The following is a 23,913-nucleotide window of genomic DNA, read 5'->3' as shown; positions in this document are numbered from 1 at the left end:
ATCGGGACCGTAGAGGGCTGACCTATTCCGCGAGCACACGGGTCGACGGAAAAGCCACCTCGACCAGGGTGCCTTCGCCCGGTGTCGAATTGATGGTGAACCGGGCACGGTTGGCTTCCACCATCGCTTTGGTCAACGGCAGTCCAAGCCCGGTCCCGTCGCCGCGTCCGCGCTTCAGGGCGTTGATCTGCTTGAACGGCTTCAGCGCCTGCTCGATCTCGGCATGGCTCATGCCGATGCCGGTGTCGCGCACCCGCATGACGACGTCGCCCGACGTCTCATAGGCGGTCGAGACGATCACCTGGCCGCCGGCCTGGGTGTAGCGGATGGCATTCGACAGGATGTTGAGCGCGATCTGGCGCACGCTGCGCAGGTCCGCCACCACTTCCGGCAGCCGCGAAGCGAAGCTGGAGCGGATGATGACCCGTTCGCGGTTGGCCTGCGGCTGCATCATCGCCACCGTTTCGGCCAGCGTGTCGTTGAGCGACACCGCCTCATAGGCCATCTCCTGCTGGCCAGCCTCGATCTTGGAGATGTCGAGCAGGTCGTTGACCAGGTCGAGCACATGATTGCCCGAGCGGTTGATGTCGCGCAGATAGTCGCGGTAGCGGTCGTTGGCGACAGGTCCGAATTTCTCGTCGACCATCAATTCCGAAAAACCGATGATGGCATTGAGCGGGGTGCGGATCTCGTGGCTGATGCGGGCCAGAAAATCGGTCTTCTGCGAGGACGCGCGCTCGGCCACCGCACGTGCCTGCGTCAAGTCCTCTTCGGCCCGCTTCCACTGCGTGATGTCGCGAACGACGGCGCAGAAGCCGCTGTCGTTGGGCAGCCGGCCGATGGTCATGAACAGCGGAATGAAGCGTCCTTGCGATTCGCGCCCGATCACCTCGCGGCCGTCGTTCATGACACTCGCCACGCCGGGCTCGGACAGCCCATTGAGATAGTCGCGTGCCGCGCGCTGGCTTTCAATCGCAAACAGCGAGGCGAACGGCTTGCCGGTCACATCGTCGCTGTCGAAGCCGAACAGCGCTTCAGCCGGCCGGCTGATCGATCGGATGGTGCCGTCACGGCCGATCAGCACGACGCCGTCGGTGGCGGTGTCGATAATGGTGCGCATCTCGGCGATGCGCACCTTGAGCTCGGAAATGTCCGGCTGCGTCTGCTCGTCGCCAACCACATGCAGGCTCGCCGGCGCATCATCCTCGCCGGAGCGTCGCACGACCAGCATCAGCGCCTTGCCGTCGCGCCAGGGGACAGAGCGCAAAATGGCCTCGATCGGGAATTCCTGTCCGTCACGTGTTTTCAACCGCAGCGCGCGATCGGTGCCGTCGGAAACGCCGTCATCGGCGTAGGGGTCGGCAAACAACGCGCCGAGGCCGCCGGCATCCGCCAGATCGTCAAGCGCCTCGTAGCCGGTCAGGCTGAGGAATTCCTCGTTCGCATAGTGCAACTGGTCTCCGGAATGGATGAGCAGCGGCACGGGCAGCTTGCCGAGCAGCGACGTGTCCGGAGCCTTGTGTTCATCTCCGGCGGAAAACGCCGACGGTACGAACCCTTCGGCCTTGAGCGGCGGCACCTGCAGGCGAGGGCGCTCGACGCGTATTTCCGCCGCGTCGCCGCCTGCATTGACGGTTTCCTCGGCAACCGCCTGCTCGTCGGGCGGCGCGGCTTCCTCGTCGGGCTGCGCCCAATCCTCACTGTCTTCGGCATCGCGAAAATCTGCTGACGTCATGCTGTCGTCATCGAGGCCATCATGTGTCGCGTCAGTGGCTTCAGGCTTTTCGCCGGGCGAAACGGCAGCGGTGTTCTCTGGTTCCGCCGCCACGGGGCCACGTTCGTCATCTTGGCCGGCATAGTCGAGCAACGAGCCCGTCACATTCATCCCAGGGGGGGCTTCACGAGCCGCTTCGTCCGCGTGACCGTCAAGCCGTACCAGATCCCGCTCGTCTTCGGCATCGACATCGGGTGGCTCGACCGGTTCGTTCTCTGGCCCTGACGCAGGGATGACGCCGCTGTGCATCGGGTCGTCGGACGGCTTGACCGGAGCCTCGGCCTCCGCTGTCGACGCCTCCGCAGTCTCAGCCTCAGGCGGCTCGACCGGAGCACTATCCTTCTTCAGCCGCTCGCCGATTTCGCGGAACGCGCTGCGTTCCAGGGTCGACAGACCCTTGTCATTGGCTGGCTGGCGGTGTTCGGCGAGCCGGATCACCTTGTCGGCAAAGCGCCGCTCCTGTTTCGGCACGATAGTCAACGCCGGCACCTCGCCCTTGAACGGATCCGATGCCTGCGTGTCCTCGGCCTTGGGCTCCTCAGCGTTCGGCTGTTCGGGTGCGGGTTGGATGGCTTGTGGTTCCGGCGTTGCCGGCGCCTGGCTATTGGGCACCAGCGCCATGCCGATGGCCTCCGGATCGACGACCGCGTCGCTGGCGCGGGCGACGCCGAAGCCGCGGAAACCCTCGAAGGCGCGGCTGCGGCCATAGACAGGCAGCGCCGCCAGGTCGACCGGTATCTTCAGATCGGTGCCGACGACCGGCCACAGCACGGAGCGCCCGGACCAGGTATCGCGCCGTTCGAGGAGCCCCGATATCTCGCCGGAGGGGTCGAGGCCGAATGTAGCGGCGACATCCCTGAAGCGGCGGCCGATCACGTCGGCCGCCGGCTTGCCAACGATGTCGGCGAATTCCGGCGACAGCGCGCTGAACTTGCCTTCGGCATCGGTGCGCCAGACGAAGCGCACCGGCGCCGCTGCGCTGTCTATCGCCGAGACGGTCGTCGGCGTGGCCGTGGACTGGACTTCCAGGGCGGCCGGCTCTTGAGGCGCTTCAGGTCCGGACGCGGCAGGTCGCGGCGCCTGTTGCCCTCCGTCTTCGCCGGCGTTGAAGTACCAATGGTCGTGCTGCGCGGGCATACGCTCTGCTGCCGGCTGATCGCCGTTGGCCGCCGTCGGCGCCTGTCCGATCGCATCGGCGATCCCATGCTGCTGCGATGCGGCGATGTCGCCGGCCGGCTGCGAGGCGCTCGGTTCGTCGGTCGGTGCCTCGCGACCCTGTTCCGGCTGGGAGGCCGCGTCGCCAGCAGGTGCCGTCTCGGCAATGGTTTGCGTAGGATGTTCGCCCGCAGGGGCGGTGTCGTCGAGCTGGTCCTCGTCAATCACCACCAGCAGATGCCGCTCCTCGGTCAATCTTGCCAGCCCCGCTGGATAGGAGGCCGTGCCGCCGGGGACAAGGCGCTTGACGATGCGGTCGCTCTCGGCTGCGACGTCGGCAACCAGTGCCGCCAGCGTCTCCGGCAGGATGCCCAGTGCCGAAAATCCTTCCGAGGCCGCCTCGACGCTGCCCCTGGCATCGACAAAGGCGATGAAATGACCATCCTCGGTGAAGCCGCTAATGGCGCGCGCGGCGATTTCGCTGGCATTGCGTGACCCGGTCTGAGCCGCCGGGACTGCCAGCATGATCGCCTTTTCGGCGTCCGGCATGGTCACCGCACTGGCCAGGAAGCCGACGGCGCGGCTGGTCATTCCGGTCGCCAGCCGCACCATGATGGCGCGGTCACTGCCAATCTCGGGAAATCCGCTGGTCGCCATGATCTGGCGCCTGGCGATCACGGGCAACTGCGCCGAGGCGCCGATGATCGCCTCGATGTCGGGATACCCGAACATCGCGGCTCCTGGCCCGTTGGCCCAGATCACCTGCTCCAGATCCGCCGACAGGATCGCGATCGCGTCGCCTGCCGCAAAGCGCTGGCGGACCGCGTCGAGCACGGCGACATCGAGGAAGGAGTATTCGGACGGCATGCGCTTGGCGGACCTCACGGAGCGGCGATTTTGCAGTTAACGCTTTGTTAATAAAAGCCGGAGGCGCGAAGGTCCACAAGCCAGAACGTGCAAAGGCCGGAATCTGGGCTCTTGGTTAACGGCCCAAAGAAATTTATGGTGCACTGCAACAAAGATATTGCAATGCACAAAATTTGCCTTTATATTGCCATCATACATGAACGAGACGGCTTTCTGTCAAAGCCGCTGCCGCTGAAAAGGATGGAAAATGTCCAGGACCAAGACCGCCGAGACGATCGAAAACGTTGAATTCCCGAGCTTCGACGCTTCCAAGGCCACCGACCAGATCCGCGCTTTCGCCGAAAAGGGCGTTGAGCAGTCGAAAGAGGCCTACGCCAAGCTGAAGACCGGCGCCGAGGAGACCCAGAAGGCTCTGGAGTCGACCTACGAGACCGCCAAGACCGTTTCCAACGACCTGTCGCTCAAGACCATCTCCGCTTTGCGTGCCAATGCCGAGGCCGGTTTTTCCCACCTCGAGGCCCTGATCGGCGCCAAGTCGCTGTCGGAAGTCGTCGAGCTGCAGACCGCCTTCCTGCGCAAGCGCGTCGAATCGACCGTCGAGCAGGCCAAGGACTTCCAGGCCGTTGCCTCCAAGGCGGCCGAGGACGTCTCCAAGCCGATCAAGACCGCCTTCGAGAAGGCGATGAAGGAAATCAAGGTTGCCTAACATTTGCGCATGATCGGAAGATGCAACAAAAGGTCGCATTTTCTTAAAAACGATCGGGTGTATGATGGCAGCCATCAAGGAATACCCGGTGAGTGGAACCTCCTCCCTCTGCTCCCCGGGGTGACCAGCCAGCACCTCCTCCCGCTGGCTCGTAACAGGAAAAGGCCGGCACCTCCTCCCGCCGGCCTTTTTCTTTGTCCGGCGCCTGGTCTTCTTGCCAGGCAAATGCCGCGTCGATGTGGGGAAGTGACCTTTGCTTTCCAAAAGCCTTGAATTAGAATCCATAAGCCCGTAAGGACGCATCGCCGAACGACAGAGCGGGCGGATGAGTTTCTGTTTCGATCCGCTCGGGCAACGTGCCGTTGTAGCTCAGATGGTTAGAGCGCCGGATTGTGGATCCGGAGGTCGCTGGTTCGATCCCAGCCAACGGTACCATCGGTTTTCCAGTAAGTAATTGAATTTATTGTAAAAGTTTACCTTTGGGACATAATTTGTATCACAGTAGGTCTCACAATGTGTATCACAAATAGGAACTGGGTGCGCTCGGAAGCGACGCGAAGTGATTGATACCAAAAAGCTTTTTTGCGACACGCGATGATCATTGTCGGAAACCGCAGGATTCTTGGCGAAGAAAATCGAACCGGAAAGGCTTCGGTGGACCGCTTCCCGTCCACCGTGGGAGCCGATGGATGGCATCAGGCGCACCCGTCGTTGGATTGGGACTTGGCGGGTGCGTCGGATCCAGACAGCCATGCCGGCGCCGTTTGACACTCATTGCGGATGGCTCGGCTCTGAGGTAATTTAGATCCTGATCGGATGGGAAAGTGCCTGCTGTCGCGACGGTTTTTTGTTTTCTGTTCCTGTCTCGGCTGATTGTGAGCTCTTTAACAGCCTTGATACCGCAACCTTGGGGGCTTGTGGTCATCAGGTAGCGACGGTGGAAACAGGCCATGCTCCGACTTTGCGGATTCATCGCGGTCTTCTTCGTAGCGGCCCTTACGACCTTCGATGCGTCGGCCGATCGACGGGTCGCCCTGGTGATCGGCAATTCCGACTACCGGCAATTCCCGGCGCTGAAGAACCCGGTCAAGGATGCCGAGGACGTCTCCAAGACGTTTCGACTGGCAGGGTTCGAAGTTTTCGTTGCAAGCAATCTCACCAAGCTGCAGTTCGAAGAGCAGTTCCGCAATTATCTTGCCGCGATCGATGGCGCCGACCTCGCCGTCGTCTACTATTCCGGTCACGGTTTCCAGATCGGCGGCGAAAACTTCCTGATTCCCGTCGATGCCTCGTTGAAGCAGGCGGCGGACATCGAGGTCCAGGCCATCAAGCTCAACGATGTCCTGGAACAGATGCGTTCGAAATCGAAGATCCAGGTGATCGTCCTCGATGCCTGCCGCAACAATCCGTTCCCGCGCAAGAATTACTGGCTGAGAGACCAGCTTATCACCTCCGGCAACGCCGGGCTCGCGCAGGTCAGAAGCTCGCTGAACACGCTCATTGCCTTTGCCACCGAGCCTGGGGCGGCGGCCTATGACGGCAGCGGCGACCTCAGTCCGTTTTCGGCGGCGTTTTCCCGTCGCGCGCTGGCCCCGAACCAGGAGATCCGCACGGTCATGGCGGCGGTGCGCCGGGATGTGGTGGAGGCAACAAAAGGCCTGCAGGTTCCCTGGGAGAACTCGTCGCTGATCGACGAAGTGGTGCTGATGCGCCGCAGCAACCGCCCCTCGCTGCCGCCGGTGCTGGAGAAAATCGTGTTGTCGGGAGTGGGCCCAGTCGATCTCGGCCTGCCGGAACCGGTCGATGTCGACGGCGGAACGATCACCGTGAGCATCGAGAGACCACCTGCTCTCGGCCGCCTCATGCTGGACGGCGAACCTGTCGAGGTTGGCGAACCGATCCAGGGCAAGGACCTGCCGCGTTTGCAGATGGATGTGCCCAAGGGGGTCGACGCGCAGGACGAGGTGGATATGCTGGCCTACGCCACGCATGACAATTGGGGCGGTCAAAGCCAGGGCATCCTGGTGTTCCGGGTCAAAAGCGGCGAAGGCGCCCATGGCGAACAGGTCATGGCCTCGCTCGCGGCCGAGCAAAAGCAACAGGTGGTGGAGCGCGGCATTCATATCACAGGTGCCGCCGAGGCGATCGAAAACCGTGACATTGATGTTCCCGTTGGCGTGGGCCCGGTTGCGCTTAACCTGGATTTCCCGACCGACGATCCCGCGGTCAGTCTCAAAGTTTCGGCATATCCCGCGACAGGAACCCTTTCGCTCCCCGACAGAACCCTGTCACCTCAGTCCAGCCTGATGGCCGCTGAAGTCGACCGCCTGCGCTACGAACCTCAGATCGGCGTAGCCGCGCCGGTCGAGGTCGGCTTCGAAATCCGTGCGGACAGCAGTTCGTCCAAGCCCGCCACGATGAAACTGTCGCCAACCGTCGATCCGTGCGACTCCGCCGCCGGCGAGCCTCTGGACCTGCAAGGCGTCGTTCCCGGCCTGCTGCCGAACGAAATCGGCGCCGGCGCCGTGGAGGTTTGCGAAGCCGCTGTGAAGGCTTATCCCGATGTCCCACGCTTCCGCTACGAACTGGGGCGCGCGCTGCTCGCAACTGGCAAGGTCGAGGAAGCGAAGACAGCCATCGAGGAGGCCGCCAAGAAGGGACATGTGCGTGCTGTGTTCGAACTCGGCTACATGTATGCGACGGGAACCGGTCTGGTCATCGACCGCACGCAGGCCAACGCGCTTTACGCCGCGGCATCCGACAAGGGCGATCCCTACGGCATGACGTCGTGGGGCCGCGCCTTGTTCAATGGCTATGGCGTCAAGCCTGATACCGCCAAAGGTCTGGACCTGCTGCTCAAGGCGGCCGCGATGGGGCACACCTATGCCATGAACGATCTCGCCGCGATCTTCACGGAAGGCCGCAACGGCGTGACCGCCGACCCGGCCCGTGCAGTTGCCTTCCTGGAGGCCGGCGTCCAGCGACAGGACATGTATTCTATGAACCTTCTCGGCCGTAACTACCTGGCCGGCGTGGGTGTCGAAAAGGACCCCAAGCAGGCGCAGGGGCTATTCCAGAAGGCTATGGATCTAGGCCAGCCCTACGCTCCGGCCAGCCTTGCGCGCATGTACCGGGATGGCGTTGGTGTCGAGCAAAACCTCGACGAAGCGCAAAGACTGTTCGAGTTGGCCACGGCACGCGGCGATCAGTCCGGCGCATATGATCGCGCAGCGCTCGAAATGCAGAAGGGCGCCAATGCCGACCAGACGATAGCGGTGCGCTATCTGGCCTTTGCGGTCGCGCTTGATCTTCGCAAGGAATTGCCGGGTGCCCAGACGACGCTGACGAAATTCGAAGTGAAGACGAAAACGGCCGCGCTCAAGCAATTGCGTGGCGAACTCAAGTCGAAGATCCCGGCGAAGGGCTCGCTTGACGACCAACTGGTCAATGCGGCCAGAGCGGTCTGGGAGCAAGCCAATCCGCGTCGGGACTTGTTTTGATCAGTGAGGAGGCAATCGTGGGCAGGGCAGTGAAGCAGGCATTGATCGCCACAGTTCTATCCGGCGCTCTGGTGGCAGTAGCGGGCTGCATGTCCGTTGCGCCCGCGCCCAAGGCCGAACCGACGGTGACGACGACAAAGCACAGGCCGAAGCTCATTCGCACGACGACCACGCCAAAGATCACCAGGCAGAAGAAGGCTATCGCCAAGAAACTCGTCGAACCGACTGAGGAAACCGCACCTGTCGTCGTTCCACCTTTGGGCGGCGGCAATGGCGGCACCGGTGGCACTGGTGGCGGAGGCGGCGGCTGGGGATAATGCTAACAGCAGGTCAGGGTTTCGCGGCACCGCTCGCCGAGGCCGCCTGCCACCATTTGACACGCCAACTCTGCCCCCGGACCTTGACCGGAAGACCGGCTGCAACTGCTCGCCAACCAGCCGCAAGTGCTCTATGCTCTCGCCAGGTGTCGTGTCGATACGGTGGTCCTGGTCAGGGGGCGTTCCATGTTCGAAGTCGTCGCATTCTGGTGGAAGACGAGGCTGAAAGGCCCCGCCACACGAGGTCTTGGCCTGATCGTCGCGCTTTCCGGCTTGCTGCTACTCGCATCGCAAGCCGCCAACGCAGCGCCGAACTGGACGCTTGATCCCACGGCTTCGGTGATCACCTACCAGTCGGTGAAGAAAAACACGATCGTCGAGACAAACAAGATCAGGAACATCACCGGCACGCTCAGCTCGGCGGGTGATGCCAAGGTCACCTTCGACCTCAATTCGGTCGATACCGGCGTCGACCTGCGCAATGTCCGCATGCGCTTCCTGTTTTTCGAGACATTCAAATACCCGACGGCCGAGCTGACGGCCAATGTGGATCCCGCCGCATTCGCCGATCTCGCGACAAAACGCAGGGTGAAGTCGACGCTGCCTTTCCGTCTCAATCTGCACGGCGTCGACAAGGACCTCGAGGCCAGCATCGTCGTCACCATGATCAGTGACGACATGGTCTCCGTTGCTTCGGAAGCTCCCGTCGCGGTTCACGTGGAGGATTTCGGCTTGCTGCCGAACGTGGACAAACTCCAGCAGGCGGCCAACGTCACCAACATCGTGCCCACCGCGTCGGTGTCGTTCGATTTCGTCTTCACCGCCGACGGCAGCAAGCCCGCTGCAACCCAGACCGCCGCGGCGAGTTCGACCGATGTAGGTCCCGTTGCCACCGACGCCGCCAAGGCGAACTTCAGCGATGAGGAATGCTTGAACAGGTTTGCCGTGCTCTCACGCACCGGCGCCATCTACTTCCGGCCGGCCAGCGCGCGGCTCGATGCGAAAAGCCGCCCATTGCTGACGGAGGTCGAAGGTGTCGTTGGCAAATGCCCAAGCCTGAAGGTCGAGATCTCCGGCTATACCGATTCCGATGGATCGCCGGACGCAAACAAGCAGTTGTCGGAGCGGCGCGCCCACGCGGTTGCCGACGCCTTGATTGCCGAGGGTATTCCGCGCAATCAGGTCAGCGCCGCCGGCTATGGCGAGGAGCGGCCGGTTGCCGCCAACGATACGCCGAAGAACAAGGCGCTCAATCGGCGGATCGAGTTTTCCGCCACCAAGCCCGTGAACTGAGGTTCCGGTGAGGTCCGATCTGATCGCCTGTTGCGGTGGCCTCTTTCGTGCCGCCGGGCTTGCCGCGCTTGCCTTGCTTTTGACTGTAACAGCCGCCAGTGCCGAGCGCCGCATCGCGCTGGTTCTGGGCAATTCCCAGTACCAGCACGCGGCGCCGCTCGCCAATCCGGTGCGCGACGCCCAGGCCATGGCCGAACGCTTGAAGAAACTCGATTTTGAGGTCGTTTCCGGCTTCGACCTGACCAAGCTGCAGACACAGGCGACGATCGTGCAGTTCGCGAAACAGGTGCGCGGTGCCGACATCGCGCTGTTTTTCTATGCCGGCCACGGCCTGCAGGTTGCGGGCAAGAACTATCTGCTTCCAGTCGACGCTGCGCTGGAAGATGAAACCTCCGTCGACTTCGAAGCCGTGTCGGTTGATTTCGTTTTGCGCCAGATGTCGCGAGAGACCAGCATCAGTCTGGTGTTTCTCGACGCTTGCCGCGACAATCCCCTCGCCGAGGTGCTGGCCAAGACCGCGGGCGTCAACGGCGCCAGCAGCGGCCTTGCCGAGATCCCGGTAGAGAATGGTGGCACCGGCACGCTCGTCGCTTTCGCCGCCAGTCCCAATCAACTTGCCTATGACGGGTCGGGCGAACATTCGCCTTTCACCTCGGCGCTCCTCAAGCGTATCGGCGAATCCAACGTCTCCATCACCGACGCCATGAACAGGGTCACCAGCGACGTCTTCAAGGCAACCTCCGGCAAGCAGCGTCCCTGGATCAACGTTTCGCTGAAAACGGATGTCGTTCTGCACAAGGTCGATCTCAATGCGCCGTTGATCGTGGGCGAGGCGAGCGCACCTCCAACCGAAGGCGGCTCCGACGCAAGCAACACCGGCGCTGCAGGCGCATCAGGCCAAAGTGACGACCAGCTTGCGCTCGATGTGCTGCGTCAGAAGATCCCCAGGCTGGCTTCGGACGATCCGATCTTTTTCGACCATCCGATCGATTTCGGTGATCCGGCAATCGATGGCAAGAGCATCGCCCAGCTGATCAAGGGCAAACCCCTGTTCAGCCCGGTGGAGGGATTGGACAAGTCGGTATGGGAGGACAAACATTGCGACGGCTGCCATGAATGGGACGAGGCACGGCTATGCGAACAGGCGAAAAATTTCGCCACCAACGATGCTTCTGTTTTGCGCCTGCAACATCCACTTGGAACGCGCTTCAAGGTGGCGCTTGCCAAATGGGCTCAAGGTGGCTGCAAGTAAGCATCCGCCGATTGGCGCAGGGCCTCGATCTCGGCCATCTGGATGCCCATTTCGACAAACGCGGAAAGAACGGCAAAGCGGTCCACCAGTGCGACACGCGCCAGCCCGGCCAGAACACCCGCATTGATTGCATGGGCGGCAGGAAACGGCTGCAAGGCCGATGGTGCTTCTGCGCCGACAACAGATCCGACAATAAAGGAACCATTGTCACGCCATCCCGCCGCCCGGGCAATCCAGGCTCCCGGCGTTGTTGGCGGCGTTGCCTCTGCCTGGCTCACCGCGGGGCGATGGCTGTCCGGTTCACCGACCCAGTCGCGAACATAGGCGAGCAACTCGTGATCAGTTCCATCGAGCAACTCGCTCAGATGGCTCAGGCATTCATGCGCCCACCAGACCGCAGCCCGGTCGGGAAGCAGGTAGGCACAGAACGTGATCGCCTCTTCGGGAACGCGCCCGGCGAGCAGGTCGCGGCAAAACTCGATCGATTGCTGTTCGGTTGGAAGGGCTCTCATGTCCCGGGCAATAGCGGGACAAGCCATGAAGAGATCCTGTGCCGTTTTGAATCGGAGCTCATTGGCCATGACCGCCACGCCTTCATCGAGAAGCTCCAACCACTCAAGCCCCAGGCGCGGCGCGGGTCAAGTCTCAACCGGTGACGCTGCAACAACTGCCGGCACCGCCGCATCCCCTGGCGTTTATCGACAGACAATTGCCCCGGAATTTGGTATGATCACCACCATCGAAATCGGATGCTCAAACAGGAGTAACCGCTATGCAGTGGGGCAGTTCAGCCTTGGTGTTGGCAGTCGTGTTTTTCTCGACTCACGCTTCCGCCGACCCTGTTCAGAAATCAGAAGACATCGTGAAGTTTTTTTGCCGGCGCCGCCGACCTCGGCAAGTCGCGAGGAATTTGTGTAGGAACCGAGGAAGAGTGCAAGAGCAAGACCAAGGCAAAAGACGCGCCGGCCGAAAAATCCAGCCTCGATATGCTGATCAATTTCGGGTTGGATTCGGCCGAACTCGACGCGACAGCGCGCAGTGAACTCGACGAGTTCGCCAAGGCCCTGAAGGACAGGCGGCTGAGCACATTCAACTTCGTTGTCGAAGGCTACACCGATGCCACCGGCACGGTCCACTACAACGAGGGCCTGTCGCAACGGCGAGCGCAATCGGTGGCAGCCTTCCTGACGGCCAATGGTGTCGAGGCCGCCCGCATCAACCCGATCGGCATGGGCGAAAAGAATCCGCGCAGCCCCAACCCGTACGATCCGGCTAACCGCCGCGTGGAAATGCGGATAAAGACGCAATAGCACCTACCGCGTGCCACTGTTCCAGGAACGCCGGCGGTCAGTTCTTGAGCACGCCGCCCACAGCCACACCGGTGCCGAAGATCAGCGCCTTGGTGAGGAAGTCGTTGTTATCCCGGGGCGGCGGAAGATCATCATCCTGCCGCACCACTGTGTCCCGGTTGCGCCGCTTCTGAACGACCTGCTGTTGTTTGCGGGGTTTCTGTGCCACCGGTCTCTGCGTGCGGACCTTCTTTACCACCTGTTTTTTCGGCTGCGTCGCACGGGCCTGATCGGCAGCATATCTGGCGCGCACGGTTTCCATCATCGGATCAGTCTGGATCACGAGGAATGCAAGTTGCTCGCGTGTCAGATAGCTGGTCTGCGGCAGGCCGTTCTCCACCTGCCAGATACCGATCGCCTGGCGGGTCTGTGGGCCTATGTTTCCGTCGACGCGGCCAAGCTCGTTGCCCAACGCTTCGATGCGCAATTGCAAGTCGATGCGACCCTGGCGGTCGAGGCCAATGGCATTTTCCGTCAACTCGGTGCCCGGTGTTTGCTTCACCTCGTCGGGGACGCCGACCGAGGTGCGCACTGCGGAGCCGGAACTGGCGTTCGCCTGGTCCGTATCGAGTGCCGCGACCTGCCGGTTCTGGGCTTCCGGGTCGTTCAATTCGTCGATGTTCAGCCGCGCCACCGTGGCGAAGCGGCCGTTTGGGAACTGCTCGAGATAGGCCTCGTAGAACGGCACCGAGTTGCGCTTGGAGGCTTCATCCCAGAGCCGCTGCTCGACTTCCCAGGAAGGCGGGTCACCAACCACCAGCGTGGGGGCGGTTGCCGCCCCGGCATTGGCAGGCTGTGCTTCAGGCGCCGCCACGACAACGGGTTTTCCAATGAAGACCTCGCGCCCCAGCGACGCGTTGTGCCAAGGCCTCTGGCGACCTTGCGTCGTCTCGGTCACTTCGCCGCGCACGCGCGTCAGCGCGCTCTGGATCTCAATGCCGGGTTCGGTCAGGTGCCTGGCGAGCGCCGTGGAGTAAGGGCTGTTGACGCCGTTGCCGTCGAAAGCGATGGCGCCCGGATCCGTTGCATAGGCGATCAGGATGCCGCCCGTGCCTACGCCGTCCGATCTTGCTTCGATCGGTGCCAGACCGGACCCCAACGAACGCGACTTCGGCAGCGAGGCGGCCAACGTCCTGGCGAGTGGATTGTCGCGGCAGGCATCGAGTATGATGACGCCGACCGCCGGATCAGGCGGCAGCGCCGCCAGGAAGTCTTCGACCTGAATGGTGCGGGTCTTGAGATAGGCCGGCGACGTCAACTCGGCGTCGACCGGTATCAGGAAATTCTTGCCGTCGACCTGCATGCCGTGCCCGGCATAAAAGATGACGGCGAGGTCGGCATCGTAAGACTGCTCTGTGAACCGGCTGATGAGGCTGTGCATGCCGGCATTGTCCTGATCCATCCCCTCGATCACCTCGAAGCCGGCATTGCGCAGCGTGGAGGCGATGAGGTGCGCGTCGTTGGCGGGGTTGGGCAAAGCGACAGCATGAACATACTTGCTGTTGCCGATGACCAGTGCGACGCGCTTGGCGTCGGGCGCGGCTGCCTCAGCGCTGAACGCGGCAAGGATAAAAAGGAGAAATCCGCTCAGAAATACGATGAACGCTTTCATGGACCAGCCCTCCGCCCAGCAGGGCGCACTGTTGATGTCTGCGCATGCTCAATTTCGTCAGCGACAATGTCGCTTATGCCAAAATGGCTCTTGGGCGTATGTGATCCTGACCACGGTCTTGGTTCACAAAGGACCCGAAAAAAGTTGTCCATAGTAACACTTTGCAGCCGGAACACCAATGGTCTGACGGTGAACTCATGAACCGCGAGGGCAGGTTCAAAGGGTATTCTGAAGCGAGCTTATGACGGCCGTGATGGCTTGCTTGTATTCTTCGAACTCTGGCGACGTCTGGCGCACTTCCGTCGTGGTCGATACCGGTTGGCCTGCGCCGGTCCCCGCGGGGCTGAGCTTTCGGCCCATTTTCCTTTCGGCCCAGTCCACGACATAGCCGGCGGTCTTGCCGGTGAGGAACGGGTTGGCCTGAATGACGGCCGACCCGAGCACGGCGCTCAATTGCGCCGAACTCGACGCCGACAATACCTGATGGGCGCCTTCCATGCCCAGGAAATGGCAGAGATAGAGCCGGCCGGCTGTGATCTGGTGGCCTCGCGCCCGAAGATAGGCTTCACCCTCGCGCGCAAGATTGCGCACCATCTCGCGCGAGATCGTGTAGTCGTAGCGCAGAGCAAGGAGATCCGCATTTGAAAGTGTGCGCGCCAGTTCGGGACGGTAGGTGTTCATCATCCTGATCCAGGTCTTCGATATGAATTGGCCGGCACCGGTTGCTGAAGAAAGCGGGTTCTTGGCGCGGGCGCTGCCACCACTTTCGACATGAACGATACGGTCGGTCAGTGTTTCGACAGCAGGATCGCTCGTTGCGACCGCGGCGGTCACCGTGCCCAGCGGGTCGATCGCCCCGCCATTCTGATAGAGTTCGAAATGCAGATGCGGCCCGGTCGACAGGCCGGTGGTGCCGATATAGCCAATGATGTCGCCGGCCTTCACCTTTGTGCCGACACCGCTTGCTATCGCGAATTTCTGCATATGCGCGTAGCGCGTCTCGCGTCCGTTGGCATGCGCAATCTTCACCAGGTTGCCATAACCGCCGCCGTCGCCCTGGAAGGTGACCTCGCCGTCGAAAGCGGCCGCGATCGGCGTACCCACCGGAGCCGCCCAATCGACGCCCTTGTGGATGCGAACCACGCCCAGAATTGGGTGCTTGCGTGGACCGAAGGTGGACGTCATGACCCCGTTGACCGGCGTGACCATGCCGTTGATGACCGTCAGCGAGCGGATCTGATCGTCGCCGGTAACGCATGCAAACTGACCGTCGCTCTGCTGGAAGACGAAGCATTCGAAGCTCTTTTCAGCACCCTGCACGCCGACATACAGCACGCGTCCGTCGGTCTCGCCCTTGCCGCGCGGCGTTTGTGAATAGATCAGGACAAGGCGCTGGTCCTCGCTGGCGAAGGCGTCCAGGTCCCGTCCTCTCGATAGGTACATGATCGCTTCGCCGATCACGCCGGTCGGAACTTTGTTGCGCGCCGCCGTCGAATAGATTGCGTCGAGCAGGCGATATTGCCGCTTGTGCGTGCCTTCTTCCGGTGCACCCGAATAGTTGAACAGATCTTCGCGGACCCAGGGATCGACACCCGATACGAATGCACCCGCGGCGTTGCGCGTCAGCGTGCCGACAAAGACGCTCTTGGCGTAGATCGACACCTGCATGAGCGACATTGTTGTCGTCTCGCGCGTCGGCCTGAAACCACGCATGGCGACGACATAACCCGGTTCCAGGCCTTCCCGGTTGAAAAGCGCCTTCAGCGCTTCGCCCGCCCGCCTGGCGTCCTCGACGGAGAAATGCGCATCGAGCGCAACGCTGTCCAGGCTGCGGTCGTTGAGGATTTTCACGAACGTGTCTTCGGTCGCCTCGAACCGCTGATACTCATTCGTGACGGTTGCGACACTCGTGTTGTTTTCGATCTGTGTCTTCTGGAATGCGGGCAGGGCTGCTTCGCCTGCATCGATTGTTTCACCCCAGCCGGCTTCGGGATCGTCGGTGCCCATCTGCTGCCCCGAAGCAGCCGGAGCCTCGTTGGGGGCAGGCGAGGGCTGAAGATCGTTCTGCAGATCCCCCGCCGGCGGCTGAAGATCGTCCTGCAGATCGTTGGACGGCGGCGGGGCGGTCTGCCGTTGCGCCTGGAAGAATGCGAAGTCTTCCTGCGTCGACGGTATCGTCGTCATGAATTTTTCGCTGGCGCTGAGCATCACATCCGACAGGATTTCGATCTGCGGAGAAATCCCGGCCTGATCGAGATCCGCCGGCTTCGCGATCGAACGGCCCCTCGACGTGGCGTCGGCGTCGGGGGCAAGGGTGATCCACATCGGGTCCCCGGCAAGGTCGATAATGGCAGGCACATAGACCGATGCATCGGCCGGCACGTCGTCCACCCCTTCGACCGCGTGAAGCTCTTCGTCTTCGTCGCCGAACGACCAATAATCGGCGGTGAGGTAGAAGCCCACGGCGATCGACAGCATGATGATCGCGGCAAGACCGGCAAGCAGCCGGCGCCAGAGCCTGCGTCTGCGAAGCGCAAGGCGCGCCTGCTTCTTCTGCCTGAAGCTCGTGTCGATAGTGTGCGTCACGGGCTGTTTCCGGTCAGGAAGAACGTCCACCGCGCCTGTTCGAGCGTATCGACTTCGAGAAATTGCGCCGCGATATGGCCGCGTTGCCAGCATTCGTCGATGCCGCGGGTCGAGAAACGCCTTCGCTCGATGCACATTTCGGTCGATCCCGTCAGGATCGCGTGGCCGAAGACGTCCGTTGCGTAGATGTAGATGTAGCGGTTGGTCAGTTCCTCGCGAATGACATTCACGCACTGATTGGCGCCGATGGTCCACCAGCCGTCTGTCTGATCGGCATTGTCGACCTTCTGGCCGACTGCGAGATTGACGACGTCGAGTGTCTGATTGCAGACCGTGAATTCGGCTCGCGCTTCGCCGGATGACAGCACAGCCAGCAGCGCGGCGCCCGCGATGACCGCAAGCTTCATGTGGCCCGCCAAGGCGAGCAGGGCGCGAACCGGTTCACACTGCTTTATGGGCAGGTCGGCAGACGAGTGGGGCAAACACGAGCAGCGTTCCATCGGGCGCCCATGCTATCCGCCGAGCCGGAAATACTTGGCAGTGGCTGAGAACTGAGATCCGTTGGTCTCGATTTCCTCGAGAATTTTGGGTAGCAGCGCCGAGGCTGGCGTCGGCGCCGAGAATGCGGCCGCCTCAATATCCTGGGGTCCCGTGATCACCATTATGATCTGCGGCACGGCCTTTCCAGCGGCCTTGTCGGCGGCGCCGAGGCCAATCGGGATGCTGAAGGTGGCTTTGTCCGACTGTGCGACGATGCGATCGTCGAGATTAAACACCATGCCCTTGTGATCGATCAGCAACACGCTGGAAATGAGCCCGCCACGCGTCACCAGCGTGCCGCTGATCGGCGTACCGTTCGGCACCGACGTCCGGTCGAGAACAAGCTGCGGCTTGTCGGCCGCGGTCTGTCCCAGAAAGCGCAGAAAATTGGTGACTTCGCACTGGCTCGGCTCAATGAGGCGGACGCTGATGTCGGGCTCCACATGGAATTTCGCCTGGAAATCGCCCAGCATGCGTTCGAATGGCTGGACCGCTGTTCCAAATCCTTCGATCGCGGCTGCGGTGTCGGTTGGCGAATTCATGGTCGCATAGAAACAGTCGCCGCCGCCGAAGTCGCGAACCCAGGAGACTCGTTGCGCGATGTCGTCCACGGCCGGAGGAATGGCCGGTTTGGGTACGTTCAACGCGACGACAGGTTGGTCCGGCTGCTTGGCCGCCGGTGGCACAGTCTTTTGGCTCTCGGCGTTCGCGGCATCCGTCTGGCTTGCAGTGGGTTTGGGCGCCGGCCCGGCAACCTTGGGTTCTGCCGGCTGGCTGATCTGCGGCTCCGGTTTGGGCTTTGGGCTCTCCACAAACTCTGGCTGGGCCGGCGGTGTCTTTTCGGATGGCTGCTGCGCGTCCGTTGCCGATGACTCCGGGGGGCCCGCGGTTTGCGCGGGGACAGTGGGCTTGGCCGGCTCCGGCGTTTGCACTGCCTTGGCATCTGCCTGGCTTCCAGCCGGCGGCACGCCCGCCTCTGTTTGCGGTTGCGCTTCCATTGCCGGCGGTTTCTCAGATTCCTCGGTCTGCGAAGGGAGTTCGGCGGGCTTGGCCGGCTGCGGCTTTTGAGCCGCCGAGGCATCTGGCTGGTTTTCAGCCGGCGGTACGCTGGCCTCCGGCTGCACGGGCGGAACTGGCTTTGCCGGCTCAGGGGCGTTCGCGACTTTGTCCGTGAGGGTCGGCGCCGAAGTTTCCGGTGTAGGCTTTGACGGTTCGGGCGCGGAAAGCGATGTCTTGCCGGCAATCGGCGTTGCCGGCGTCATGAAGCCGCTCAGATACAGGCCCGCGCCTGAGGCGACAGCTAGTGTCGCCAGGGCAGCGATCGCGATAGTTGGGGTCTTTGTGGATTTCTTGGGCATATCCGCAGTGACCGCGCGCGGAGGGCCGGCGACCGGCGAAGGCAGCGGTTCGGACAAATGCGCGGGCCGGACATGCGGGACGAAGCGCTGCTCGCCCGGGCCCGTTGCCGTCGGCGCGTTGCGTCCCGCGACATTGGATGCCTGGCCGCCCTTGGGATCAGGAGTAAGGGTTTGCCCGGCTGGCCGGTTGCGGGGTGTGATGGACGTCGGCGGCGTTGTTCCTTCGTCTTCGCCACGCGTCATCCTGGCGATATCAGCCATGCTGACCGGCCGGTCTCGCGGATCCGGTTGCAGCATGGCTTCGACAATGTCACGAAAATCGTCGTCGATATCAGAGAGGTCAGGCACGGCCCGGCGCTTTTCGATGATCTCGAACTGCGATCCGCTCATGTCGATCGGTTTCCCGCGCAGAGCGGCAGCCAGCACCAGCCCAAGGCTGTAAATGTCGGACTGTTCACTGACGTCGCCGCTGTACAGCCCGAGCTGTTCGGGCGAAACGTAGTTGTACTTTCCCGCGAACTTCCCGCCGATCAGTGTCTCCCCGCCCACGGTCGCCGATCGCGCTATACCGAAATCGATGATCTTTGCGCGGTCGACCCGGCCCCCCGGCAGGATGATATTGTCCGGCGAGAGGTCGCGATGGATTGCTCCCGCTTGATGCACGGCGCTCAGGCCGGATGCGAGGCGATGGCAGAGCTTGCGCACCTCATCCGTCGGCATCGGACCACGTCGCATGATGTCGTACAGCGACTCGCCGTCGACGAATTCCATGGCAAGGTAGGGACGGCCGATCCCGGGATCGATGGTGAAGACGTGGTATCGCACGACCGCATCATGCGACAGGTGGTTGAGGATCGAGGCCTCCTTGCGGAACAAGGACAAGATCGTCTGGTCACGGGCAAATTCGGGCAGCACGATCTTGATCGCGACATGGTCGCCGGTCTGGATGTTGTGGCCGCGATAGACCTCGCCCATGCCGCCGAATGCGATCCGTTCGTCAAGTTCGTAGATGCCGCTGAGCTGCGTACCGACAGCGGTGTTGGCCACTTGCGGCGATATTCGCGTCTTGTCATCGGCGCTCATCAGCCTCGGCCCTCCGCTCTGGACAGATCAGGGTGGAGCGATTGTCCATTGCGCCCGTTCCCAATCTTAACCAGCACAATGGTGACATTGTCCGTTCCGCCTCGCGCCAGAACCGTTTCCAGCAGGTTTTCTCCGGCCGCCTGAGGTGTAGCCGACACGACGGCGGCCTCGATCTCGGGGTCGGTGACATGTGCCGTCAGCCCATCGGTGGCCAGCACGAAAATGTCTCCCGGCATCAGTTCGCCCTGCTGGAAATCGATGACGAAGTCGTCACTGACCCCGATCGCATGTGTGATGACATTGCGGCGTGGCCAGGTGAGCGCCTCGACCGCGCTGATCATGCCTCGATCCAAGAGTTCCTGCACTTCGGTGTGGTCTTTCGAAATCTGCGAGATCGCGGCGTTGCGGATCAGATAAACCCGGCTGTCGCCCGCCCACAGGCAGGCAAATCGTCCGTCCATCGCCAACAGGGCGGCGACCGTGGAGCCGATGGTGATGCCGCGCGATTCCGATATGCTGCGGATTTCGGCATTGGCCCGGCTCAGCCTGTCCTCGAAGCGGGCCCGAAGATCGGGTGCCGAGCTCGCGATGCCGATTGTTGACAGATGATCGACGATACTGGCGGAAGCGACCTCTCCGGCGTCATGTCCACCCATTCCGTCGGCTACCACCCAGAGGCCAGTTTGTGGCTCGACTAGATAGCTGTCTTCATTGAGCTCACGGACACAGCCTTTGTGGCTCACGCCGAAGCTTTCGATGGAAAGGGCGACAGTATTCAAATTGCCACCAAGCGCTTTTCAAGCGTCCTTCTGCGGCGCACCTTTGGACGCTCGCTGGCGCCACTTTGCCACAGGCTCGAACATTAAAGTACCGAAAACTAAGGAAAACCGGGGTTTGAACTCTGGTCAGCGGATCGGCGCCATGATCAGCAGATCAAACCCATCTCAAAACGCCTTGGGACAGCTGAATCCGGAAAGGGCCGGGAGGAAGAAGTGGTTGGAGCCTGAACCTGTCTGGAGCGTATAAGTAACGTCGCGTCCGCCAATCACGAAGCGTGCTTGCATGTTGCTGTCGTGGCCGGTGACGGCAGCCTTGTCCAGAAGTCGCTTCAGGGCCCACGGCCCTTCGAACTTGATGGCGGATTCGCGGCCTGGCATCTCCGGCGTCAGGCTCAGACTGGCGGATCCGGAAGCCGCGCCGCTCGGCCAGGTCACTATGCTCGGCATGTTGCCCGCTTGGTTGCTCTGGACGGTCTGGCCGTCGACATCGAGCACCGCCGCATCGGCATCGCCATGCAGTGAGAAGGGCGTGAAGGTCACGCTCACCGAGGGCACCGAACCGCCCTGGGGAAAAAAGGCGCTACGGATTTCGGCCGCCAGCTGGAAGTTCTTCAGCGTCGACTTCGACAGGTCGCGGCCGAAGCGAGCATCCTGTTTCCAGCTCCAGTCCTGACCGGTCATATCGATCAGCGATGCGAGGTTCTGTGCGAAGAACCGGTCCATCAGCCCGCCCGGAGCGAACAGTTTGGCGAAATCCGCCATCGCGATGTCCTCGGTGCCATTGCGGGCGAAAGGATAACGGCCGTTGACCGCCGCCTCGCAGGGCTGTGTGACCGTCTGGTCGAGCATCTGGTTCAAATTTGCCACCGAGGTCTCGGTGACGTTGCCTTCAAACTCGTCTGCCGTCGCATTGACCATCCGGCCGAGTTGCTTGGGCAGTCGCGAGACATTGGCGCGAAGGGTGGCTATCTGGAGCTGCAGGTTTGCGTTGACGCGTTCCGTCTGGGAGGGGACGTCGGTCGCCAGTTGCAGGCTCTGGTAGATATCGCGGAAATTCTGGGTCAAGGCATCGATCGGGCGGTGTCCGGCAGCACCGCTCACCAGGGCCTGGAACGGCCTGAATTGCGCTTCGATGTTGGCCCCGGGATTCTGGTTTTGCGCGCTTAAGGATCCCGTGCCGGCACGGGTTTGCGATTTTCCGGTGGCGATTTGTATGCCGATGCGAGCCAGACCCTTGGCCACGCTTGCTGCGTCCTGTAACTGGCCCGCGCCGCCTTCAACCCCGGTGGCTGAGTCCTTGCCGGAAGCAGCGTCCCGCGTCAGAGCGGTTTCGTCGGCGATCGCCGTAAACAGCAGTTCGATCGGCGAGGTTGGCGAGGCGACGGCGGAAAGCGCGATATAGCGCGGCTTGTCCTTCAGCATCGCCTTGAATTTCAACCCGTCGAGAACGCTGTTCCACGCCGTTGCGAACTCCTTGCCATAGCGGTCGAGAAGTTCGGGACCGAGCTTGGGCAACTCCTGATCGATGCCGCCTTGCTCGCCGCCGCCACCGAGGACCCACTGGTCGTCGACGAGCGTCTGGGCAATGCGCGAGAGTTGCACGAGATAGAAGCTGTTGAAGCCGGCATAAGTATAGAGGCCGGGAACACGAAGGCCTGACAGATCGCCGCCATCGACCCGCTCGAACAGTAACGGGGCTTCCGGGCCGCTTTTCAGGGAAACAGAAAAATCATCCAGAGCTGCCGCGTATACTGCGGATTTGACCAAAGCCGAGGCACGGTCGGCAAGGCTCATGCGCCCGAGCGACCGTTGAGCGGCTTGGACGAGCGGCTGGTTGAGTTCGAAAACCGGATCGTAGGCGTCGTCCAAGGCAAGCATGGCACCCAGGTGCTTTTCGAGATGCTCGCGTCCTTCGCGGTTGTTTTCACCTGGATACCGGTTCTGCTCCCAATCGTGCTTCATCCAGGAAATGATCAACGCGTCGTCGACCTTCGGCGCCTTGCCGCCAAGCATCAGGTAGATTTTCAACGGCTCGTAGAGCGCGGCGGGATCGGCCATCCTGGCCTGGATCGTCCGCTCGGCCTGGATCAGCAGGCGCGATCGGAACATTCGTTCCAGCGCTTCCCGGTAAGCCGTCTTGGATGCCGAAAGAAGTCTCTCCCGCTGGCTGAGGCCGAACGTCTCCTCGATCGGTGTCGGCACGTCGCCGGTTTCGAACCCAGCCGGCAGATTGCGCAACTGGTCGAGCGGGCCAATGACGTTTTCGAGGTCGACATCGGTGACCTCGGTGCTTTTGAGCAACGCGTCCGCCGTCTGGCGATACTGGCTTATGGCCTGCGTGGTGGAGGCGATCAGCGACCTGTTGGCTGTGAAGCTCAGGGCTAGGGTGCCGAGGGCCGCCGCAGCGATCAACGCGATGGCGCCAAGGCCGGCGAACCTGGCGATCGTTGCACGTCTTACAGCTGATTTGTCATACGAAACCCATCCGGATTCGGCAAAAATGACGCCCGTCAGCAGATCGTGCAAAAAGAAGCTTTTGCCGGTTCCGGAAAGATGGGCGCGGGGGCTGCTGCCGAAATTGCGACCGATCGCGCCCAACACCTGATCGATTGGCGTTCCCTCTTGCGTGCCTGAAGAGAAGTAGAGTCCACGCAAGCTGACATTCACCTGGCTGCGGGTCGGATCGAACAGGCTGGCGATGAAATTGGTAATTCGCTCCTTCAGCGCGCCAAACTGCGCCGGAAAGCCAAAGATGGATATACGCGCGACCGGATCGGCCTCTTCCTGGAGGCGGTCAGGCATCTCCTCCACCAAGCGTCTTGCCAGTGCATCGAATTCGGCCGGAGCCTCGGCGGCCATATTCTTGTTGCGATCCGTGGTCTGGAATGTCGCGCCCCAGACCTTGCGCCGGCGCGGCTCGTCGAAGCCGCCGAAGTAATCCATGAACCCTGAAACCAGGTCGGCCTTGGTGAACAGCAGGTACACGGGAAACTGGATTTTCAGCGTCTCGTGGATTTCCCGCAGACGACTGCGTATCTCGACGACGTGAGCGTCAAGCTGCTGATCGTCGAGGCTGACGAGGTCGGCGAGGCTGATGGCCAGGATGACGCCGTTTATCGGTTGCCGTGCGCGGGCTCTCTTGAGCAGTGACAAGAAGGCAAGCCAGCTCTTCTTGTCGGTCTCGGCATTGGAATCCTGCGTCGTGTAGCGTCCGGCTGTGTCGATCAGGACGGCCTGGTCGGTAAACCACCAGTCGCAGGAGCGTGTTCCGCCAACGCCCGCAACTGGCTGGGCATCACCCGAACCGGCCAGCGGAAAATTCAGACCCGAATTGACCAGCGCCGTTGTCTTGCCGGCACCGGGCGGGCCGATGACGATGTACCAGGGGATCTCATAAAGGAAATTGCGTTTGCCGCTCGACCGCTTGAGCGCCGCCACGGCCTCATTCACGCGGGCCTCGAGCACCCGCGAGTCGTCATCGCGGTCGTCATTGTGTGTGACCACGGTTTCGAGTGCTTTTTGCGCTTTTCTCGCTTGCCAGAAACGCAGGCCGTAGAAAAGCGTGAGCGCTGCCACGATCACCCCGATGATAGTCGCGCGCAGCCAGGCAGGCCCGAGAGGACGGGTATCGGCGAAGCGGATCAAGGGTCCGGCAAACCACACTGCCGCCGCAAAGCCGGCCAGCGCAATCATGCTGAATATCCGCAGCAGCCAACGCGTCATGGCCGCTCCCGACTGGCCG

General features: G+C 62.1%; 13 protein-coding genes, 1 tRNA gene and 1 pseudogene. 7 read left to right on the top strand and 8 right to left on the bottom strand.

The window, feature by feature from the left end:
• Nucleotides 1-22: 22 nt before the first annotated feature.
• Nucleotides 23-3,796 carry a PAS domain S-box protein gene (locus X735_RS162055; RefSeq protein ID WP_023809173.1) on the bottom strand — a complete coding sequence of 1,258 codons (3,774 nt, stop codon included), beginning with the start codon at nt 3,794-3,796 and terminating at the stop codon, nt 23-25.
• Nucleotides 3,797-4,043: 247 nt separating this feature from the next.
• Between X735_RS162055 and X735_RS162060 the strand changes: the two genes are divergently transcribed.
• The 6 genes from X735_RS162060 (at nt 4,044) to X735_RS162080 (ending at nt 10,864) form a co-directional block, all read left to right on the top strand.
• On the top strand, nt 4,044-4,502 hold the full coding sequence (locus X735_RS162060; protein WP_013530255.1) for a phasin: 459 nt from the start codon (nt 4,044-4,046) through the stop codon (nt 4,500-4,502).
• A 358-nt stretch (nt 4,503-4,860) separates the two neighbouring features.
• Nucleotides 4,861-4,937: transfer RNA gene (locus X735_RS162065), tRNA-His, on the top strand.
• 515 nt (nt 4,938-5,452) lie between these two features.
• Complete coding sequence (locus X735_RS162070; protein WP_023809172.1) at nt 5,453-8,002, top strand: caspase family protein; 2,550 nt, start codon at nt 5,453-5,455, stop codon at nt 8,000-8,002.
• 17 nt (nt 8,003-8,019) lie between these two features.
• A complete protein-coding gene (locus X735_RS0133520; RefSeq protein ID WP_245273064.1) occupies nt 8,020-8,319 on the top strand; it encodes a hypothetical protein in 300 nt (99 codons plus the stop codon).
• 186 nt (nt 8,320-8,505) lie between these two features.
• The gene (locus X735_RS162075; protein ID WP_023809170.1) at nt 8,506-9,612 is read left to right on the top strand and encodes an OmpA family protein; all 1,107 of its coding nucleotides are present in this window, start codon (nt 8,506-8,508) and stop codon (nt 9,610-9,612) included.
• Between the two features lie 7 nt (nt 9,613-9,619).
• On the top strand, nt 9,620-10,864 hold the full coding sequence (locus X735_RS162080) for a caspase domain-containing protein (protein WP_023809169.1): 1,245 nt from the start codon (nt 9,620-9,622) through the stop codon (nt 10,862-10,864).
• Here X735_RS162080 and X735_RS162085 read toward each other — a convergent pair.
• Entirely contained in the window at nt 10,846-11,475 is a 630-nt protein-coding gene (locus X735_RS162085; RefSeq protein WP_245273063.1) for a hypothetical protein, read from the bottom strand. The two genes, X735_RS162080 and X735_RS162085, sit on opposite strands and share 19 nt — an antisense overlap.
• Before the next feature lie 161 nt (nt 11,476-11,636).
• Here X735_RS162085 and X735_RS01000000165505 point away from each other — a divergent pair.
• Nucleotides 11,637-12,174: pseudogene (locus tag X735_RS01000000165505) on the top strand (OmpA family protein).
• Between the two features lie 37 nt (nt 12,175-12,211).
• On the opposite strand, the gene X735_RS162090 reads toward X735_RS01000000165505, so the two are convergent.
• The 6 genes from X735_RS162090 to tssM form a co-directional block, all read right to left on the bottom strand.
• Complete coding sequence (locus X735_RS162090; RefSeq protein ID WP_023809167.1) at nt 12,212-13,825, bottom strand: caspase family protein; 1,614 nt, start codon at nt 13,823-13,825, stop codon at nt 12,212-12,214.
• Nucleotides 13,826-14,041: 216 nt separating this feature from the next.
• A complete protein-coding gene (locus X735_RS162095; protein WP_023809166.1) occupies nt 14,042-16,411 on the bottom strand; it encodes a M23 family metallopeptidase in 2,370 nt (789 codons plus the stop codon).
• Entirely contained in the window at nt 16,408-16,818 is a 411-nt protein-coding gene (locus tag X735_RS162100; RefSeq protein ID WP_023809165.1) for a DUF1036 domain-containing protein, read from the bottom strand. The genes X735_RS162095 and X735_RS162100 overlap by 4 nt, the downstream gene beginning before the upstream one ends.
• Before the next feature lie 105 nt (nt 16,819-16,923).
• Nucleotides 16,924-19,392, bottom strand: coding sequence for a serine/threonine-protein kinase (locus X735_RS162105; RefSeq protein WP_023809164.1), 2,469 nt, complete (start codon nt 19,390-19,392; stop codon nt 16,924-16,926).
• The gene (locus X735_RS162110) at nt 19,392-20,171 is read right to left on the bottom strand and encodes a protein phosphatase 2C domain-containing protein (protein WP_023809163.1); all 780 of its coding nucleotides are present in this window, start codon (nt 20,169-20,171) and stop codon (nt 19,392-19,394) included. The genes X735_RS162105 and X735_RS162110 overlap by 1 nt, the downstream gene beginning before the upstream one ends.
• Nucleotides 20,172-20,336: 165 nt before the next feature.
• Nucleotides 20,337-23,894, bottom strand: coding sequence for a type VI secretion system membrane subunit TssM (gene tssM, locus X735_RS162115; RefSeq protein WP_023809162.1), 3,558 nt, complete (start codon nt 23,892-23,894; stop codon nt 20,337-20,339).
• Nucleotides 23,895-23,913 lie beyond the last annotated feature (19 nt).

This window comes from Mesorhizobium sp. L2C084A000 (genome assembly GCF_000502875.1).
In the GTDB taxonomy this organism is placed as follows: domain Bacteria; phylum Pseudomonadota; class Alphaproteobacteria; order Rhizobiales; family Rhizobiaceae; genus Mesorhizobium.
The sequence above is the reverse complement of the archived record's forward strand: the minus strand, read 5'-3'. Positions and strand labels throughout refer to the sequence as shown.